This window comes from Caulobacter sp. P1_B12_2 (assembly GCF_056406675.1).
In genome coordinates this window covers 1-17,167 of the sequence record NZ_JBFTZS010000035.1, presented here as the reverse complement: position 1 = coordinate 17,167, position 17,167 = coordinate 1, and the positions used below count along the sequence as shown (strand labels likewise).

General features: G+C 67.3%; 18 protein-coding genes. 14 read left to right on the top strand and 4 right to left on the bottom strand.

The window, feature by feature from the left end:
- On the bottom strand, nt 1-785 hold a 785-nt coding region (locus AC1DZ6_RS04075), incomplete at its 3' end, for a LysR family transcriptional regulator (protein WP_477095917.1).
- 153 nt (nt 786-938) lie between these two features.
- On the opposite strand from AC1DZ6_RS04075, the gene AC1DZ6_RS04070 reads away from it, so the two are divergent.
- The 3 genes from AC1DZ6_RS04070 to AC1DZ6_RS04060 all read left to right on the top strand — a co-directional run bounded on the left by AC1DZ6_RS04070 (nt 939) and on the right by AC1DZ6_RS04060 (nt 3,269).
- Nucleotides 939-1,943, top strand: a complete 1,005-nt coding sequence (locus AC1DZ6_RS04070) for an aldo/keto reductase (RefSeq protein WP_477095916.1) — start codon at nt 939-941, stop codon at nt 1,941-1,943.
- A gap of 244 nt (nt 1,944-2,187) precedes the next feature.
- Nucleotides 2,188-3,108, top strand: a complete 921-nt coding sequence (locus tag AC1DZ6_RS04065; RefSeq protein WP_477095915.1) for an IS1595 family transposase — start codon at nt 2,188-2,190, stop codon at nt 3,106-3,108.
- Nucleotides 3,105-3,269 (top strand): hypothetical protein, encoded by a 165-nt coding sequence (locus AC1DZ6_RS04060; RefSeq protein WP_477095914.1) that lies wholly within the window; start codon nt 3,105-3,107, stop codon nt 3,267-3,269. The genes AC1DZ6_RS04065 and AC1DZ6_RS04060 overlap by 4 nt, the downstream gene beginning before the upstream one ends.
- A 433-nt stretch (nt 3,270-3,702) precedes the next feature.
- Here AC1DZ6_RS04060 and AC1DZ6_RS04055 read toward each other — a convergent pair whose 3' ends face one another.
- Nucleotides 3,703-4,392 (bottom strand): hypothetical protein, encoded by a 690-nt coding sequence (locus AC1DZ6_RS04055; RefSeq protein ID WP_477095913.1) that lies wholly within the window; start codon nt 4,390-4,392, stop codon nt 3,703-3,705.
- Between the two features lie 125 nt (nt 4,393-4,517).
- On the opposite strand from AC1DZ6_RS04055, the gene AC1DZ6_RS04050 reads away from it, so the two are divergent.
- From AC1DZ6_RS04050 to AC1DZ6_RS04040, 3 genes are all read left to right on the top strand, one after another.
- Nucleotides 4,518-5,543, top strand: coding sequence for a mechanosensitive ion channel family protein (locus tag AC1DZ6_RS04050; protein ID WP_477095912.1), 1,026 nt, complete (start codon nt 4,518-4,520; stop codon nt 5,541-5,543).
- Nucleotides 5,544-5,607: 64 nt separating this feature from the next.
- The gene (locus AC1DZ6_RS04045) at nt 5,608-6,531 is read left to right on the top strand and encodes a hypothetical protein (RefSeq protein ID WP_477095911.1); all 924 of its coding nucleotides are present in this window, start codon (nt 5,608-5,610) and stop codon (nt 6,529-6,531) included.
- Between the two features lie 133 nt (nt 6,532-6,664).
- A complete protein-coding gene (locus AC1DZ6_RS04040) occupies nt 6,665-7,714 on the top strand; it encodes an HpcH/HpaI aldolase/citrate lyase family protein (RefSeq protein ID WP_477095910.1) in 1,050 nt (349 codons plus the stop codon).
- Nucleotides 7,715-7,855: 141 nt separating this feature from the next.
- Here AC1DZ6_RS04040 and AC1DZ6_RS04035 read toward each other — a convergent pair whose 3' ends face one another.
- Together AC1DZ6_RS04035 and AC1DZ6_RS04030 are read right to left on the bottom strand one after the other, a co-directional pair.
- Nucleotides 7,856-8,269: an OsmC family protein gene (locus tag AC1DZ6_RS04035; RefSeq protein WP_477095909.1), complete on the bottom strand. Its 414-nt coding sequence runs from the start codon at nt 8,267-8,269 to the stop codon at nt 7,856-7,858.
- Between the two features lie 203 nt (nt 8,270-8,472).
- Complete coding sequence (locus AC1DZ6_RS04030) at nt 8,473-8,673, bottom strand: hypothetical protein (RefSeq protein ID WP_477095908.1); 201 nt, start codon at nt 8,671-8,673, stop codon at nt 8,473-8,475.
- Between the two features lie 396 nt (nt 8,674-9,069).
- Here AC1DZ6_RS04030 and AC1DZ6_RS04025 point away from each other — a divergent pair, with 396 nt between their 5' ends.
- The 8 genes from AC1DZ6_RS04025 to AC1DZ6_RS03990 all read left to right on the top strand — a co-directional run bounded on the left by AC1DZ6_RS04025 (nt 9,070) and on the right by AC1DZ6_RS03990 (nt 17,016).
- On the top strand, nt 9,070-10,032 hold the full coding sequence (locus AC1DZ6_RS04025; protein WP_477095907.1) for an acetyl-CoA carboxylase carboxyltransferase subunit alpha: 963 nt from the start codon (nt 9,070-9,072) through the stop codon (nt 10,030-10,032).
- Between the two features lie 106 nt (nt 10,033-10,138).
- A complete protein-coding gene (locus AC1DZ6_RS04020) occupies nt 10,139-10,831 on the top strand; it encodes a hypothetical protein (protein WP_477095906.1) in 693 nt (230 codons plus the stop codon).
- A 93-nt stretch (nt 10,832-10,924) separates the two neighbouring features.
- On the top strand, nt 10,925-11,359 hold the full coding sequence (locus AC1DZ6_RS04015; protein ID WP_477095905.1) for a carboxymuconolactone decarboxylase family protein: 435 nt from the start codon (nt 10,925-10,927) through the stop codon (nt 11,357-11,359).
- Nucleotides 11,360-11,513: 154 nt separating this feature from the next.
- Entirely contained in the window at nt 11,514-12,491 is a 978-nt protein-coding gene (locus AC1DZ6_RS04010) for an NAD(P)H-dependent flavin oxidoreductase (RefSeq protein WP_477095904.1), read from the top strand.
- A 205-nt stretch (nt 12,492-12,696) separates the two neighbouring features.
- Entirely contained in the window at nt 12,697-14,940 is a 2,244-nt protein-coding gene (locus AC1DZ6_RS04005) for a putative bifunctional diguanylate cyclase/phosphodiesterase (protein WP_477095903.1), read from the top strand.
- A 152-nt stretch (nt 14,941-15,092) separates the two neighbouring features.
- On the top strand, nt 15,093-15,551 hold the full coding sequence (locus AC1DZ6_RS04000) for a recombinase family protein (RefSeq protein ID WP_477095902.1): 459 nt from the start codon (nt 15,093-15,095) through the stop codon (nt 15,549-15,551).
- Nucleotides 15,552-15,561: 10 nt separating this feature from the next.
- A complete protein-coding gene (locus AC1DZ6_RS03995) occupies nt 15,562-16,398 on the top strand; it encodes a helix-turn-helix domain-containing protein (protein ID WP_477095901.1) in 837 nt (278 codons plus the stop codon).
- A gap of 84 nt (nt 16,399-16,482) precedes the next feature.
- On the top strand, nt 16,483-17,016 hold the full coding sequence (locus AC1DZ6_RS03990; RefSeq protein WP_477095900.1) for a DUF1579 family protein: 534 nt from the start codon (nt 16,483-16,485) through the stop codon (nt 17,014-17,016).
- Nucleotides 17,017-17,167: the final 151 nt, after the last annotated feature.

Genomic DNA, 17,167 nt, shown 5'->3' with positions numbered 1-17,167 from the left:
GGCTCGCACCAGTCGTCGAGCAGCGACACCAGCCGCCCGGCCGCGATGTCGTCGACCACCTGGTCGCGGATCAGGAAGGCCAGGCCCGCCCCGTCCAGGCAGGCGCGGCGGATAACCTCGTTCTCGTCGCTGACCAGCACGCCGAGCGGATCGACCACCACCTCGCGCCCCTGGCGCTCGAACTCCCACGGCCAGGGCTGGCCGTTGCCTCGCCGGAACAGCAGGCAGCGGTGGTCGAGCACGTCCTCGGGCCGCCCGGGCGCGCCGTGGGCCTCGATATAGGCCGGGGCGCAGACCAGGGCCTGGCTCAGCTCGCGGCCCAGCGGGGCGGCGATCATGTCGGCCTGCAGGCTCTCGCCCAGCCGCACGCCGCAGTCGAAGCCGCCGGCCACGATGTCGCTGAGGCCGTCGTCGCAGACGATCTCGACCCGCACGTCCGGATAGGCGTTCAGGAAGCCGCCGATGCGTGGGCCCACCAGCCAGCGGGCGGCCGAGCGGGCGATGTTGATCCGCAGGCGGCCGGCCGGCCGGTCGCGATAGGCGGCCACCTCGGCCAGGGCCGCGTCGATGTCCGCCAAAGCGGGGCTCAGGCGGGCCAGCAGCCGCTCGCCGGCGTCTGTGGGGGCCACGCTGCGGGTGGTCCGGTGCAGCAGCCGCACGTCCAGTCGGGTCTCCAGGTTGCGCATCGTGTGGCTGAGCGCCGAGGCCGAGACGCCCAGCACCTGGGCGGCGGCGCGGAAGCTGCGATGCTGGGCCACCAGGGCGAAGACGGCGAGGTCGGGCAAAGGGCGCTGATCCATTGCTGAGAAATGCTCAGCAGTTCATTGAGACTTCAAGCGCTTATCCGCGAGCGATCCGAGGCCCATCTTCACGTTGTCGGAAGGCCCCTCGAAAAGAGGCGGCCCTCCGGCCCCAATTCCGGACATGAGGATCTCACCATGAAGACGCGCAAACTCGGCGACGGCCTGGAAGTCTCGGCCATCGGCCTGGGCTGCATGGGGATGGGCCAGGTCTACGGCACGGCCCTCGACAAGACAGACGCCTTCAAGGTTCTGGCCCGGGCGGTCGAGCTGGGCGTGACCTTCTTCGACACCGCCGAGGTCTACGGCCCCTATCTGAACGAAGTGCTGGTCGGCGAAGGCCTCAAGCCCTTCCGCGACAAGCTGGTCATCGCCACCAAGTTCGGTTTCGACATCGCGCCGGAGGGGACGGGCGAGGGCTTTTCCCGCATGCGCGGCACCGACAGCCGTCCCGAGCACATCCGCGCGGTGGCCGAGGCGTCGCTGAAGCGCCTGGGCGTCGAGGTGATCGACCTGTTCTACCAGCACCGCGTCGACCCGAACGTGCCGATCGAGGACGTGGCCGGAACGGTCAAGGACCTGATCGCCGAAGGCAAGGTCAAGCATTTCGGTCTGTCGGAGGCCGGCCCCGAAACCATCCGCAAGGCCCATGCTGTCCAGCCGGTGGCGGCCCTGCAGAGCGAATATTCGCTGTGGTTCCGCGACCTGGAGGCGACGACCCTGCCGGTGCTGACCGAGCTGGGCATCGGCCTGGTGCCCTACAGCCCGCTGGGCCGGGGCTTCCTGACCGGCGCGATCAAGGCCGACGCGCCCCTGGCCGACAACGACTTCCGCCGTGGTCTGCCGCGCTTCCAGGGCGAGGCCCTGGCCAAGAACTTCTCCCTGGTCGAAGCCTTGACCCAGATCGCCGCTGACAAGGGCGTCACCCCGGCTCAACTGGCCCTGGCCTGGATCCTGGCCCAGGGCGAGCACATCGCCCCGATCCCGGGCACGACCAAGATCAGCCGGCTGGAGGAGAACCTCGGCGCGGTGGACGTGGTGCTGTCGGCCGACGACCTGGCCAGGATCGCCGCGGCGGTGCCGGAAACGGCGGTCGAGGGCGAGCGCTACAGCGCGGCGGGCCTGGCGATGGTGGGTCGGTAACCCAAAGACCCACTCCCGGAGGGGAGAGGGAGGGGCCCGACCGCGTAGCGGTTGGGAGGGTGAGGGGTGACGCCCTCACCGCAGTTCTCACTGACGCCGTGCCGGCACGCCGTCCGACGTCTAAACCCCTCACCCTCCCATGCTGCGCATGGGTCCCTCCCTCTCCCTCTGGGAGAGGCATCTATATACGTGCTTGACCCAAACTCGGTAATGGGGGATAACGGTTCCAACAGGAGCCGCCCCCGTGATCCAAAAGTTCGACAACCTGCTGCAACTCTTCCGGGCCTTCCCGACTGAGCAATCGGCTATCGATCACCTGACGGCGTCGCGTTGGAAGAACGGTAAGTTCTGCCCGCTGTGCGGCAATGCCGACGAGACCAAGATCGGCACCCTGACCGGCACGAACACCCACAAGTGCTACACCTGCCGCAAGCGCTTCTCGATCAAAGTCGGCACGATCTTTCAAGACACCAAGCTGCCGCTCCGCACTTGGTATGCTGCGATCTGGATGATCACGAACCACCCCAAGGGCATCGCTTCGACCACCCTGGCGACCGATCTGGGCATCACCCAGAAGTCGGCCTGGTTCGTCCTGCACCGCCTGCGTCACGCCGCCCGCACCAACAGCTTTAACGCGCCGCTGTCGGGTGACGTTGAAGTCGATGAGACCTATGTCGGCGGCAAGGAAAGCAACAAGCCCAAGCGCCTCCGCAAGGGCCTCAACGGGACCGCCGGAAAGACGACCGTCATCGGCGCCGTGAGCCGGGGCGGCGACGTGGTCGCTCGCGTCATCACCAGCACGAACCGCGCCACGCTGGAAGGCTTCGTTCGCCAAGTGGTTTCGCCGGAAGCCAATTCGGTCTCCACCGACGAACACGGCGGGTATCGCCACCTGGGCGCCGCCTACAACCACGGCGTGGTCCGCCATAGCGCCGACGAGTACCGCCGTGGCGACTTCCACACGAACTCGATTGAAGGCGTGTGGTCGCAGCTCAAGCGCCAGATCATTGGTGTTCATCACTGGGTGTCGCCGAAGCACTTGGATCGCTACGTTGGCGAAATGAGCTTCCGCTACAACCGCCGCGACCTCGCCAAGGGCCAACGTTTCGGTGACCTGCTGGCCGGGATCGAATGCCGCCTGACCTACAAGGTGCTGATCGCATGACCGGCAAGAAGACGGAACCGGCGCTATTTCTAGACATGGACTTCGGAGAGGCCTTGGCGCGCTACGCCCAGACCAAGCCGGAAGAGGTCACGCCGCCGCCGGGGGCGAAGAAGAAAGCGGCCCGGCCTGCTCCGAAGAACAAGCCGGGCCAACCCGATTAGCAGCGGCGATGCGGCTTCGGGCGAGAGTGCTCGCGGACGCGCTCGATGCGCCCACGCTTGCTGATGCGGCGGTGTTCCTTCACCCGCACACGGTCGATCAGGCCCATGGGTTCCTCCATATTGGGCTTGTGAAAGGGACCGCGCCGTGAGAAATCTTGGGGCTCTAGAGGCCTTGGATCTCCGCGACGCGGCGATACTCGGACAGCGGCTCACTCCTGGCAGGGGGTGAGCCGTTTCCGTTTCTGGGCCTCATCATTCCGTCATGTCGTCTCCTTCTCATCGATCGAAGCGGCTGCACCATTGTATCCCGGGCGGGATGGCGCAACGCACGGTGAGAAGATCGCGATTTTAATTTTCCCCGTCTATTTCCCCGGAGGACAAACTAATTGTCCCAGCAATTGTCCCGGACAATTTTTGCTGAAAGTCGGGATAATTAGCCTTTGCGAGGGCCTTTTGGACCCCGCTTGCGGCCCGCGACAAACGGCTCGATCTGCTTTCGGAGAACGCCCGATCCGAGATCGTTTTTCGCCATGGCCCACAAGCCACGAAGGCCTAGGGCCTTGTCACTCTTCGAAAGCGCTCGATGCCATGCCCTAACGGCATCAGTTGCAACGGCGGGTGGCGTTGCCGTCCGCTCATCAGGCGCGCTCGCGGATGCTCGGGGCACCCCTTGCAGATGTCCTACATGAAGCTGAGGAGGCGCGGCAATCTGCGCCCGGATTGTGCTGGCACTTCGCGCAATGAGACCGCCGGATATGGCGTGGATGCCAAAAGGCTCGAAACGAACGTCAAACAGATGGATTTCTACCGTCGAATACCGGCCATCCTCCAGACGAACGACCATGTCGCCAACATTCCAGAACGAATGCCAAGTGTGCGAAATCTCAGCTTTTGCCCACCAATCGTGCGGGATGGCCATGATCTCCGCAGATCTTGGCTTGCCTCCTGACCTCCACCTCGCCGTGGTGGCCGCGCCCAGAATAAGACCGTTAGAGGCCCGGGTAAGAATGGTCCTTACAGCGGTGTCGTCCGACAGATCTTCCAGCGCTTCAAGCGCCAACGCCGGAGACAGCCAGGTCACAAACTCTTCTAGAGTGGGGTTTGGAAATTCTTCTTCCGCCATAAGCGCCAAGCTCAGGCGCCGATGGCGGAGAGTCAAGCTTCGAGGTCAAGCACGTATATAGATGCCTCTGGGAGAGGGTCTTTGGGTATTGCCCACCTCCCGGCACGCGGCCCACACTCCGCCCCATGGTCGCCAACCCCTTCAACCGCCCCGACGCCATCGAGCTGGTCAAGCTGGGCAAGACCACGATCACCTTGGGCGGGGTGGCGGCGGCGATCGTGGTCGTGGTGGTGTCGATCTACCTGTCGCGGTTCGTCGCCTCGGGCCTGCGCAAGCTTCGCGAACGGTCGGCCGGCGGCGCCCCGACGCTCTACATCATCGAAAAGCTCAGCACCTACGGCCTGCGGACCATCGGCCTGCTGATCGCCCTGTCGGTGATGGGCGTGAACCTGACCTCGCTGGCGGTGTTCGCCGGGGCCCTGGGCGTCGGCGTCGGTCTGGGCCTGCAGGGCCTGGTCAAGGACTTCGCCTCGGGCGTGTCGCTGATGTTCGAACGCCTGGTGGCGGTGGGCGACTTCGTCGAGCTGCAGAACGGCGCGCGCGGCGTGGTCCACGAGATCGGCCCGCGCTCGACCCGCATCCGCACCAACGACAGCACCGACGTGATCGTGCCCAATTCGGTGCTGGTCAACGAGCAGGTGATCAACTGGACCCTGCACCACACCACCCGCCGCATCCACGTGCCGTTCGTCACCGCCTTCGGGGTCGACAAGGAGAAGGTGCGCGAGGCGGTGCTGGCGGCCGCCCACTCGGTGTCGTTCACCGCCCCCGACGACGCCACCCGCAAGGCCCAGGTCTGGCTGGTGGGCTACGGCGACTCGGCGCTGAAGTTCGAGCTGATCGTCTGGCCGACGGTGGACTCCGTGCGACGCCCGGCGGCGATCTTCGCGGCCTATACCTGGGCCATCGACGACGCCCTGCGCGGGGCGGGGATCGAGGTGCCTTATCCGCAGCGCGACATCCGTCTGCGCGGCCTGTTCGGCGAGGAAGGCGACGACGCCCGCGCGGCCCTGCGCCTGGAGGCCCGGGCCGGCCGCAAGGCCAAGGCCAAGGCCGCGTCCGCCTCGAAGAACGACGCGGCCGAGGATCTCAAGCGCGAGGACCCCGAGGAGCCGCCGCTGCCGGTGCAGGGACCGCCGGCGAAGGGGTAGCTCGCTTCGTCTCTCGGCTGGACTACCGTCTAGCTTGCGTGCTGCACTATGCTAGCGTGACGCCATGAAGACCGAATTTCTCCTGACGATTCTTGTCACCATCGCCGCTATTTCGGCGGGATTGGCGGGAAATTTGCTGACTCGCATGTTCAGCCACCCGACTAAGGCAGAACAGTTCTGGTTCGCTGTGCTCATGGTCTTGGCGGTCATTTGCGTCATCGTGAGTGTAGTGGTCTGCTTGAATAGTCAAATCGCCGCTCGTCGGGTTTGGTGGTTCGCCGGCGCCCTTCTGCTCGCCGCCGCTGCCGTGTTCTGCGTGGTGAAAGGCTTTGATGCTAAGGAAGTGGCTGCCTCTAGAAAGGCACCCGATGCAAACGGCATTCTTAGTATGGTGCCGCCTGCGATTGTCGAACCTCGCAACCAAGTCGCGGTGCCCGCGCCGGCCGCGCCTCGGCCCGTCGCACCAGCAACAGTCCCAGCCCCGCAGCCTGAACCCCTGCCGCCGATTCCTGTCGCCCAGGGACCGGCCCAACATTTCTTCGGGATGGTGGGATGCGCGTACATGGAGGGCGTCCCCGACAAGATGACCGCCTATTCCGGCCTAAGCGCCGATGAATTGCGCATGCGGGTTGATGACTTCGCGAAGACAATCAGGGTGTCCGATATCGACCGGACCCGAAAGCTTCAGGCGGCCGCATCACTGACAATAGAGGGCCTGGACGAAGCGGCATTGGCCAGCCGCCGCCAGGAAGAGATTGAAAAGGTCGGCGGACAAGTTTCCGAGGCTTGGCAAAACGGCCTGATGAAACAGGCCCATCCCCTATTCGATGAGCTGCACGTTAGGCTTCAGCGGCCGTATCCTCGCAGCGTAGCTGATGGAATCACGGTCGGTGGATTTAGTGCCGTATGCGGTGGTTTGTTGCGCGGCCCGCATCCGCTTACCGACCTGGGCACCTACATGCGAGCGCTAGCCGACAGAGTGCCGTAGGCGGTTTCAGCCTTTCGCGGCTTGTCTTTTATCCGTACTTTCCCTGACCCATGCGTCAGCCTTGACCCTGTTCCCGCGTCGCCGCAGTCTTCTCGCAACTGCGAAATAAGAACACGACGCCGGGAGCACGCGCATGAAGACCCCCAGAGGCTTTTTCAAACCCCTGGCCATCGGCGCGCCGACGCCGTGGCGGGAGCCGCCGGCCCGGGTCGAGCGGATGATCCACTTCGTGCCGCCGCACCTGGACAAGGTGCGCGCCAAGGTCCCCGAGATCGCCCCGACCGTCGACGTGATCCTGGCCAACCTGGAAGACGCCATCCCCGCCGACGCCAAGGGCGCGGCCCTGGCCGGGACGATCGCCCTGGCCCGCGAGACCGACTTCAAGGCCCTGGGCGTGGGACTGTGGGTGCGGATCAACTGMCTCAACTCGCCCTGGCACCTGGACGAGGTGGCCACCCTGGTCGAGAAGGCCGGAAACCAGATCGACGTGATCATGGTCCCCAAGGTCGAGGGGCCGTGGGACATCTTCTACATGGACCAGCTTCTGGCCTCGCTGGAGGCCAAGCACGGCGTCACGCGGCCGATCCTGCTGCACGCGATCCTCGAAACCGCCGAGGGGGTGATGAACGTCGAGCAGATCGCCGGCGCCAGCTCGCGCATGCAGGGCATCAGCCTGGGCCCGGCCGACCTCGCCGCCAGCCGCGCCATGAAGACCACCCGGGTCGGCGGCGGTCACCCCGGCTACCGGGTCATCGAGGATCCGCACGCCGACGGCAGCCCGCGCGTCTCGGTGCAGCAGGACCTGTGGCACTACACCTTCGCCAAGATGGTCGACGCCTGCGCCGCCCACGGCATCAAGCCGTTCTACGGCCCGTTCGGGGCCATCGACGATCCGGTCGCCTGCGAGCAGCAGTTCCGCAACGCCTTCCTGATGGGCTGCGCCGGGGCCTGGAGCCTGCACCCCAGCCAGATCGAGATCGCCAAGCGGGTGTTCTCGCCGGCCCCCGACGAAGTGGCTTTTGCTCGGCGCATCCTGGAAGCCATGCCGGACGGCACGGGCGTGGCCATGCTGGACGGCAAGATGCAGGACGACGCGACCTGGAAACAGGCCAAGGTCATGGTCGATTGCGCGCGACAGATCGCGGGCAAGGATGCGGAGTATGCGGCGCTGTATGGGTTCTGAGGCTCACGGACTTGCCCCCACCTGACCGCTTCGCGGTCTGTCCGCCCCCCATAGGGGGCGGAGGACGCGGGTACGGATCCTCTTCCCCCTGTGGGGGAAGACGGTCGCGAAGCGACCCGTAGGGGGCAAGTGTTCGCCGAACTAGCCTGCCCGCGTCACCACCTTCGACCCCGCCACCAGCATCTTGTGCACCGGGCAAGCCTCGGCGATCTCCATCAGCCGCGCGCGCTGGGCGTCGTCCAGGTCGCCGTCCAGGGTGATCAGGCGCTCGAAGACGTCGGCGGGCAGCGACCCCGGCTCGCGCCGCCAGGTCACCTCCACATGTACAGCGCCCAGCGCCCAGGCCTTGCGCTTGGCGTAGAGCCGCAGCGTCTGGGTGGTGCAGGCCGCCAGGCCAGCGGCCACCAGGTCATGGGGATTGGGGCCGACATCCAGCCCGCCATCGGCCGGCGTCAGGTCGCCCGTGAAGCGGACGGGGCCGGCGGTGATCAGAATCTGCACGCCGCCGTGGCCGCTGTCGTCGGCGATGGCGGAGGGGCGGGTGGGGGCGGTCATGGGGCGGACTCCGAGTAGGCGGGGAAATTGCCATCCCAAAGCGGAGCCGTCTTGGATGGATTTGCCACCATCCCCGGAATTGTCATCCCGGACGAGCGCGTAGCGCGAAGATCCGGGACCGCCGGAAGCGCGGGCGCTCAGGCGTCGGTCCCGGATCTTCGCTACGCTACGTCCGGGATGACAGCCGTTTGGAAAGAAGAGGCCTAGGCCGCCGCCTGCTGCGCCGACGTCACGGCGAACAGCTGGGTCGCGCCGCGCCACACCTCGACGGTGTCGCAGCCGCGATGGACGCCGACCAGTTCTTCGGCGCGCCGACGGGCCGCCTGGTCGTCAGGGCAGGGGGTGACGTCGAAACGCGGCACCGAGCCATCCGACCCGACACAGAAAAAGGTGAACACCTGCATGGGAACATCCGTTCGCATCAGGCGGGACCGGGTCCATATTCGATGGGCGGGGCCGCGGGCGTCGGCTGTTTTCTGAGCCGACAAGAAGGATATAGGTGAGAACCCCGCGATTAACCAGAGTGCGCGGGTTTCAATACAGGACTCTCCACAGGACTCTCAAAAAGACGAATCCCTGAGACTCCCAGGGGTTCCAGCCGAGTCATGGTGTCGCTGCGACGACGAGTCGCAGGGCGGGGGCTCGGCTTATCCCTCCTAGAGCCGCAATGAGTCCCGCTTGAGTCGCGTCCAAGGCGAGGTTTGGCGATTTCGGCCACAAAGGCCGCCAAAACCGGTTCCACTTTGGTCCTTCGCGCTCTAGGTTCGCCACCTTTCCGCAACGGCGACGTTAAGAGACTCATGGCCGCGCATTATCTCGACTTCGAGCGACCCATCGCCGATCTGGAAAGCAAGATCGAAGAGCTGTCGCGGCTCTCGGAGACGGCTGGCCCCGGCGCGTTCGAAAGCGAAATCCAGGCCCTGCGCGATCGCGCCCAGCAGCTTCGCAAGGAAGCCTATGCCGGCCTGGACGCCTGGCAGAAGACCATGGTCGCCCGCCATCCCGAGCGCCCGCACCTGAAGGACTACATCGCCGGCCTGATCGACGAGTTCGTCGAGCTGCGCGGCGACCGCAAGTTCGCCGACGACCAGGCGATCGTCGGGGGCCTGGGCCGGTTCCGCGGCATCCCGGTCGTGGTCATGGGCCACGAGAAGGGCCACGACACCACCACCCGGCTGAAGCACAATTTCGGCATGGCCCGCCCCGAGGGCTACCGCAAGGCCGTGCGCCTGATGGACATGGCCGAGCGCTTCAACCTGCCGGTCATCACCTTCGTCGACACCGCCGGCGCCTATCCGGGCCTGGGCGCCGAGGAGCGCGGCCAGGCCGAGGCCATCGCCCGCTCGACCGAGCGCGGCCTGGTGCTTGGCACGCCTATGGTCGCCACCATCGTCGGTGAAGGCGGCAGCGGCGGGGCCATCGCCCTGGCCGGCGCCAACAAGGTGCTGATCCTCGAGCACTCGATCTATTCGGTGATCTCGCCGGAAGGCGCGGCCTCGATCCTGTGGCGCGACGGCGCCCGGGCCAAGGACGCGGCCGCCAACATGAAGATCACCGCCCAGGACCTGATCCAGCTGAAGATCGTCGACCGCATCGTCGAGGAACCGGCCGGCGGAGCCCACTCCGATCCGTCCGCCGCCATCGAAGCCGTCGGCGACGCGGTCGAGGACGAGCTGAAGGCCCTGATGAAGCTGTCGGCCGCCGAGCTGAAGAAGCAGCGCGCCGCGCGGTTCTACGCGATCGGGCGCGAAGGCCTGCAATAGGCCGCCCATCCGCCGGGGGCCCCGCCGAGGGACCGCTAACACGACGATTGACCTGACGGCGCCGCAGCTCCATCCTTAATTGTAATAACAATAGGGGAGGTCGGTCATGAACCGTCGCATGTCTTTGGCCCTGGGATTCGCGCTCGTCGCCGTGGGGCTCGGCGCGGCCGGTCAAGGCGTGGCGCGGGCGGACGATCCCAACCCCGTGGTCACCGAAGGCCTGGTCTCGACCCTGGCCGGCGGGACGATCAGCATCAAGGCCGACCCGGTCCTCTCCAACGGCCGCCTGGTGCTGCGGGTGGCGGCGTTCAACAACGGAACAGCGCCGGCCGTGATCAGCGCCGCCGACATCAAGCTCTTCACCGCCGCCGGCCAGCCCGTGGCGCTGGTCTCGCTGGACCAGTTGATCGCCGAGGTCTCCAGCCCCGCGCCGGCGCGGCCCGCCGGGTCGGCGACCGGCTATGGCGGCCCCGCCATGGCGACGGGGCAGGACGGCCGCGTGGACGTCAGCGGCTTTTCCGGCGCCAACCAGACGGTGGCGGGCGGCCTGTCGTCCCAGGTTCAGGCCCAGATCGCCAATCCCAACCGCAAGCTCAGCAAGGCCGACCAGGCCCAGGTCGACGGCCTGAAGGCGGCGATCCTGCAGTCCACCCCGGTCGAGCCGGGCAAGGCCGCCGGCGGCCAGATCGTCAGCGAGAAGCTGAAGTTCGATCGCGACGGGCCGCGCGAGCTGAAGATGCTGGTCCGCTTCAACGGCGAGAAGCACGGCTTCATCTTCACCGCCCCGCCGGCCCGCTGATCCGAATTTCTTCGGGCGGCGTGTCACGTATCGTCAGGCTTCGTCGTCTTGTTCTCGAAGCCCCACGCAGGGGCCATTTCGAGGACAGAGATCATGAGCGCTGAAACCGCCCCCTTCCGCCACGACGTCAACCTTCCGACCGTCTACCAGGCCTTCATCGCCGCCGAGACCGCCGCCGTGGGCGCCGGGGTCGACGCCCACCTGGTCCATCTGGTCAAGCTGCGCGCCTCGCAGCTGAACCAGTGCGCCTTCTGCGTGAAGATGCACTCCAAGGAAGCCCGCGACGACGGCGAGACCAACGAGCGGCTGGACCGCCTGGTGGTCTGGAGCCACGTGTCGGACTTCACCGCCAAGGAGAAGGCCGCCCTGGCCTGGACCGAGGCCCTGACCCAGCTGCCGACCCACACCGAACTGGGCCCGCTGCGCGCCGACCTGCGGCTGCACTTCAGCGACGTCGAGGCCAGCGCCCTGACGGCCGTGATCGCGATGATCAACATGTGGAACCGGCTGGGCGTGTCGGTGCACTAACCTAGGCTCTTCCACTTCTTTCCGTTGTCATCCCGGACAAGCGCGTAGCGCGCAGATCCGGGATGACAACGGAAAATGCGGGCGTGAAAACAGCCCCTTGCCACTCCCCAACGTCACCCGGCCATACTCCCCCAAAATCAGAGGGAGCACGCCCGTGGCCATCAAGACCCGCTTCACCGAGATGTTCGGCGTCGAGCATCCGATCGCCCAGGGCGGCATGCAGTGGGTCGGCACCGCGCCCCTGGTCAGCGCCGTGGCCAACGCCGGGGCCCTGGGCTTCCTGACCGCCCTGACCCAGCCGACGCCCGAGGCCCTGTCCCAGGAGATCGCCCGCACCCGCGAGCTGACCGACAAGCCGTTCGGCGTCAATCTGACGATCCTGCCGTCCATCAAGCCGCCGCCCTACGCCGAGTACCGCGCGGCGATCATCGAGGCGGGGATCAAGATCGTCGAGACCGCCGGCTACAAGCCGCAGGAGCACGTCGACGACCTCAAGGCCCACGGGGTCAAGGTGATCCACAAGTGCACCGCCGTCCGCCACGCCCTGAGCGCCGAGCGCATGGGCGTGGACGCCATCAGCATCGACGGCTTCGAGTGCGCCGGTCACCCCGGCGAGGACGACATTCCCGGCCTGATCCTGATCCCGGTGGCGGCGAGCAAGGTGAAGATCCCGATGATCGCCTCGGGCGGGTTCGGCGACGCGCGCGGTCTGGTCGCGGCCCTGGCCCTGGGCGCCGACGGCGTCAACATGGGCACCCGCTTCTGCGCCACCCAGGAAGCGCCGATCCACGACAACTTCAAGCAACAGATGGTCGCCAACGACGAACGCGCCACCGACCTGATCTTCCGTACGCTGCACAACACCGCCCGCGTCGCGAAGAACGCGATCAGCCAACAGGTCGTCGCCATCGAGCGGGCCGGCGGGGCCAAGTTCGAGGACGTGGTCGATCTGGTGAAGGGCGCGCGGGGCCGCGAGGGGCTGCTGAGCGGCGACGTCGACCACGGCGTCTGGTCGGCCGGCATGGTGCAGGGCCTGATCCACGACGTGCCGACGGTGCGCGAGCTGATCGACCGGATCGTGTCGGAGGCCGAGGCGATCATCCGGGGGCGGTTGGCGGGTATGGTCGCCTAGCGTCGCGGGACGCCCCCTCCGTCATGTCGCGTATCCGCGCCATGACGGAGGGGGCGTCGGCAACGTCGGTCAGGTCATGGTGAACGCCTCGGCAAACACTGTGACACCTCCGCGAAGATTTCGTGAAATAGCCGCGCTTCCGGCTCTAGGTTAGCCTGTCGTTAGGTCAGAAATGGTCCCTCCACCCGCGAGTGGAGGCGTATCTATGTTCACGTTGCGAGACACCGTTTCTTCCCTGGTTCCGGCCCGCGCCGACACCCTGGGCAAGACGCTCTACGAACGGTTCCGCGAGGAGCCCGACACGCTGATCGTGCCGGTGCTGGACGCCGACGACCGGCCGATCGGCCTGGTCGAGCGCAACGCGTTCTTCCTGCGGATGGCCGCCGAATACGGCCGGGCCCTCTACGCCTTGCGGCCGATCTCGGTGCTGATGGACAACGACCCGCTGGTGGTCGAGGCCGACGTCGAGCTGGCGGCCTTCACCAGCGACAGCCTGTCGTACCGGGCTTCGGACCTGCTGCGCGGCTTCATCGTCACCGACGGCGGACGGTATCTGGGGGTCGGCACGGTGCTGGGCCTGCTGCAGGCCGCCAACGAGACCAACCGCCGGGGCGTCGAGGCCCTGGCCGCGGCGAAGGCCGCCGCCGAGCAGGCCCGCACCTTCATGACCGCGGTGGTCGAGGCCATCCCGTCGATGGTGTTCGTCAAGCGGGCAGACGATCAGACCTACGTGCTGCTGAACCGGGCCGGCGAGAAGATCCTGGGCCATGCCCGCGCCGACATGATCGGCCGCACCGACGCCGACTTCTACCCGGCCGAGCAGGCGGCGATCTATCGGGAGCGCGACGCCGAGGTGATCTCCTCGGGCGAGGTGCGGGTGATCGAGGAGGACCACGTGCCGCGCAAGGACGGCTCGCTGGCCCTGCTGCGCACCAAGAAGATCGCCATTCCCGGCCCCGACGGGACGGCCGAATACCTGTTGGGCGTCTCCGAAGACATCGCCGAGCGCAAGCGGGCCGAGGCTCAGATCGCCCGCCTGGCCCACTATGATCCGCTGACGGATCTTCCCAATCGCCTGCTGTTCCAGAAGGACCTGTCGGCGGCCCTGAGCCGCGCGGCGCGGCGCGAGGACCTGGTGGCGGTCCACTGCATCGACCTGGACCGCTTCAAGACCGTCAACGACACCCTGGGCCATCCGATCGGCGACGCCCTGCTGAAGACCGCCGCCGAGCGCCTGCGGGCCTGCGTGCGCGAGGGCGACACCGTCGCGCGCCTGGGCGGCGACGAGTTCGCGGTGGTCCAGTGCGGCCTCACGGATCTGGGCGGCGCCACGCGGCTGGCCGGCCGGATCGTCGAGGCCCTCGCCGAGACCTTCGAGCTGCAGGGCCACCAGGTGATGATCGGCGGCAGCGTGGGGGTGGCCGTGTCGCCCAACGACGGGTCCGACAGCGACGAGCTGCTGAAAAAGGCCGACATGGCCCTTTATCGCGCCAAGGCCGACGGTCGCGGGGCCTTCCACTTCTTCGAGCGGGCCATGGACGAGGCCCTGCAGGCCCGTCGAGCCCTGGAGCTGGACCTTCGCCTGGCCCTGGCCGAGGGCCAGTTCGAACTCTACTACCAGCCGCTCTACAGCCTGGGCGTCGACAAGGTGATGGGCTGCGAGGCCCTGCTGCGGTGGAACCACCCGACCCGGGGCATGGTCTCGCCGGGCGACTTCATCCCGATCGCCGAGGAGATCGGCCTGATCAATCCGCTGGGCGAGTGGGTGCTGCGCGAGGCCTGCCGCGAGGCGGCCGGCTGGCCCGAGCACGTGCGCCTGGCCGTCAACCTGTCGCCCGCCCAGTTCCGCGACAAGCATCTGGTCGGAATCGTGGTCTCGGCCCTGGCGGCCTCGGGCCTGCCGGCCCAGCGCCTGGAGCTGGAGATCACCGAGTCGGTGCTCCTGCAGGACAGCATCGGCAACATGTCGATCCTTCACGACCTGAAGGCCCTGGGCGTGCGGATCTCGATGGACGATTTCGGCACCGGCTATTCGTCGCTGAGCTATCTGCGCAGCTTTCCGTTCGACAAGATCAAGATCGACCAGACCTTCGTCCGCGACATCCTCGACGACGCCGACGCCCTGGCGATCATCAAGGCCGTGCTCGACCTGGGCGCCAGCCTGGGCATCACGACCACGGCCGAGGGCGTGGAGTCGGTGGAACAGCTGGACGAGCTGCGCCGCCAGGGCTGCGGCGAGATCCAGGGCTACTTCATCAGCCGGCCCAAGCCGGCGGCCGAGATCGCGGCGATGCTGGGGGTGACGGTGGAGAACAAGATGAAGGCGCCGGTCTTTGCCTTTTCTCATCCTCCTGAAACCTTCTCCCATGGGGAGAAGGAGGGGCCCGCGCCGCAGGCGTGGGAGGATGAGGGGGTTGTGAGCCCGACGGCGAGCCGGCAGGGCGTCTGAGTGAAATCGGTGGCGGTGTAACCCCACCCTCCCACCGCTGCGCGGCGGTCCCTCCCTCTCCCCTCCGGGAGAGGGTTTCAGATTTATCCCCGACCTTTCCGCCTTCGCCCCTAGCGCCCCGCCTCCGCCTTTGCCACACACCGACCATGCGCATGGTCGGCTATCTCAGAGTTCCGCCCGTCAGGGGCGTGGTGATCGACGGGCCGCAGTCGCAGCGCCTGTTCGAGGCCGGCTGCGACCAGCTGTTCCACGACCGCTGCTATGGCCTGGCCGTGCACAAGCCGGGCCTGGAGCAGGCCCTGGCGGTGCTGAAGCCCGGCGACGTGCTGGCGGTGATCAACCTGCACGCCTTCGCCGCCCACCTGGTCGACCTGTTGGAGGTCATGGCGCGGTTCGAGGCGGCGCAGATCCATCTGCTGACCCTGACCGAGGGGATCGACACGCGCGAGCCCGGCGGCTTCTTCACCGTCTGCGCCCAGCTGGCCCGCTTCCACGACCAGCGCCGCATGGTGCGCACGGCCGAGGAAAAGATCGTGCGGGACGGCGGAAGGCGGGCGGCCCCGGATGGACAAGAGGTCGAACCGGCCCCAGATCTCGACGTCGAGGTTTGAGGAGAAGGCCATGACGTCGACGCCCGCACCGAAACGGCCTTCGGACGGGCGTCCCGCCATCGGCGTGCTGCTGCGCGAGCAGCGGGAGCTGCGGCGCATGAGCCAGCTGGACCTGGCCCACGAGGCCGGCCTGTCGGCGCGGCACCTGGGCTTCGTCGAGGTCGGCAAGGCCCAGCCCAGCCGCGAGGCGATCGCCCGCCTGGCCGACGCCCTGGGCCTGCCGCTGCGCCAGCACAACGCCTTGCTGCTGGCGGCCGGCTATGCGCCGCAATACGACGAGCGCGCGCTGGCCAACCCCGCGATGGGGCCGCTGAGCCAGGCGATCGACCTGATCCTCAAGCATCAGGAACCCTATCCCGCCTTCGTCATCAGCCGCCGCTTCGACGTGCTGGCGGCCAATGACGCGGCCGTGCGGGTCAACACCTTCCTGACGGAGGGGCGGCAAAGCCCTCACACCAACCTGCTGCACCAGGTGTTCGATCCCGCCGACTTCCGCCCGGTGATCGCCAACTGGCCCGAGGTGGCGGCCAAGTTCGTGCGCCAGCTGCAGGACGAGCTGATGGCCTCGCCCAACGACCCGGCGATCCGTCGGTTGCTGGACGAGATCCTCGCTTATCCCGACGTGCCCGCCGCCTGGCGATTGCGCGCGCTGGGCGCCGAGCCGGAGCCGGTGCTGACCATGGTGTTCAACAGCCGCGCCGGGCCGCTGCGCTTCTTCGAGACGATCACCACCTTCGCCGCGCCACGCGACGTCACCCTGGACGAGCTGCGGATCGACTGCGCCTTTCCGGCCGACGCGCACACGGCGGACGTCTGCGCCCGGCTGGCGTCCGGCGACCTACGCTGAGCTGCCCCCAACGACGTGTGAGGTAGTTGCGACGCTCCGCCCGACCGCGCACGTCTGCCTTCGTCATCATCGGAGGGACGGATCATGCGGATTTGGTGGAAGGCGGCGGTTCTCGCGGCGCTGGTCGCAACGGGCGCTCGGGCCGCGCCTCAAGACGCCGAGCACGCGGCGCTGGCGCGGTTCGCCGGCCGCTGGTCGGTCAAACAGAGCTACTGGACCAGCCCGGACAAGCCGCCCGCCGTCGACCAGGGCGAGGCCGACTTCGCCATGGTGCTGGACGGTCGCCACCTGCGCCAGACCCTGCGGATCGACGCCAAGGACAAGCCGTTCGAGGGCCTGGGCTACATCGGCTACGACACCGCCGCCAAGACGTTCTTCAGCACCTGGATGGACGTCAACTTCACCGGCTTCATCGTCGCCAAGGGCGGCTATGACGCGGCGACCCAGCGCTACACCTTCCTCGGCCAGACGCCCGACTTCGACCATCCGGGCGCGACGATCCCGCTGCGCGAGGTGATGACGCGCCAGGACGACGACCACTTCACCTACGACTATTACGAGACGCGCGGCGGCCGCGAAGCCCAGGCGGTGCGGCTGGAATATACGCGGGTGCGGTAGGTGCGGCGCCGAGCTGTCTCCTTTTGACCGTCATTCCCGCCCTTGTGGCGGGAACCCCTGGTTCAGCTGACGGTGAGACGCCTTGGCGCGCCAGCGCGCCACACCACTGCCCTTGCGGCGGACAGAGGGGTTCCCGCCACAAGGGCGGGCA

Coding starts and splice junctions, on each gene's coding strand:
- AC1DZ6_RS04055 (WP_477095913.1), bottom strand. CDS start 4,392: ATGGCGGAAGAAGAATTTCCAAACCCCACTCTAGAAGAGTTTGTGACC.
- AC1DZ6_RS03995 (WP_477095901.1), top strand. CDS start 15,562: ATGACGTCGACGCCCGCACCGAAACGGCCTTCGGACGGGCGTCCCGCC.
- AC1DZ6_RS04060 (WP_477095914.1), top strand. CDS start 3,105: ATGACCGGCAAGAAGACGGAACCGGCGCTATTTCTAGACATGGACTTC.
- AC1DZ6_RS04020 (WP_477095906.1), top strand. CDS start 10,139: ATGAACCGTCGCATGTCTTTGGCCCTGGGATTCGCGCTCGTCGCCGTG.
- AC1DZ6_RS04035 (WP_477095909.1), bottom strand. CDS start 8,269: ATGACCGCCCCCACCCGCCCCTCCGCCATCGCCGACGACAGCGGCCAC.
- AC1DZ6_RS04030 (WP_477095908.1), bottom strand. CDS start 8,673: ATGCAGGTGTTCACCTTTTTCTGTGTCGGGTCGGATGGCTCGGTGCCG.
- AC1DZ6_RS04050 (WP_477095912.1), top strand. CDS start 4,518: ATGGTCGCCAACCCCTTCAACCGCCCCGACGCCATCGAGCTGGTCAAG.
- AC1DZ6_RS04015 (WP_477095905.1), top strand. CDS start 10,925: ATGAGCGCTGAAACCGCCCCCTTCCGCCACGACGTCAACCTTCCGACC.
- AC1DZ6_RS04045 (WP_477095911.1), top strand. CDS start 5,608: ATGAAGACCGAATTTCTCCTGACGATTCTTGTCACCATCGCCGCTATT.
- AC1DZ6_RS04005 (WP_477095903.1), top strand. CDS start 12,697: ATGTTCACGTTGCGAGACACCGTTTCTTCCCTGGTTCCGGCCCGCGCC.
- AC1DZ6_RS04070 (WP_477095916.1), top strand. CDS start 939: ATGAAGACGCGCAAACTCGGCGACGGCCTGGAAGTCTCGGCCATCGGC.
- AC1DZ6_RS03990 (WP_477095900.1), top strand. CDS start 16,483: ATGCGGATTTGGTGGAAGGCGGCGGTTCTCGCGGCGCTGGTCGCAACG.
- AC1DZ6_RS04025 (WP_477095907.1), top strand. CDS start 9,070: ATGGCCGCGCATTATCTCGACTTCGAGCGACCCATCGCCGATCTGGAA.
- AC1DZ6_RS04000 (WP_477095902.1), top strand. CDS start 15,093: ATGGTCGGCTATCTCAGAGTTCCGCCCGTCAGGGGCGTGGTGATCGAC.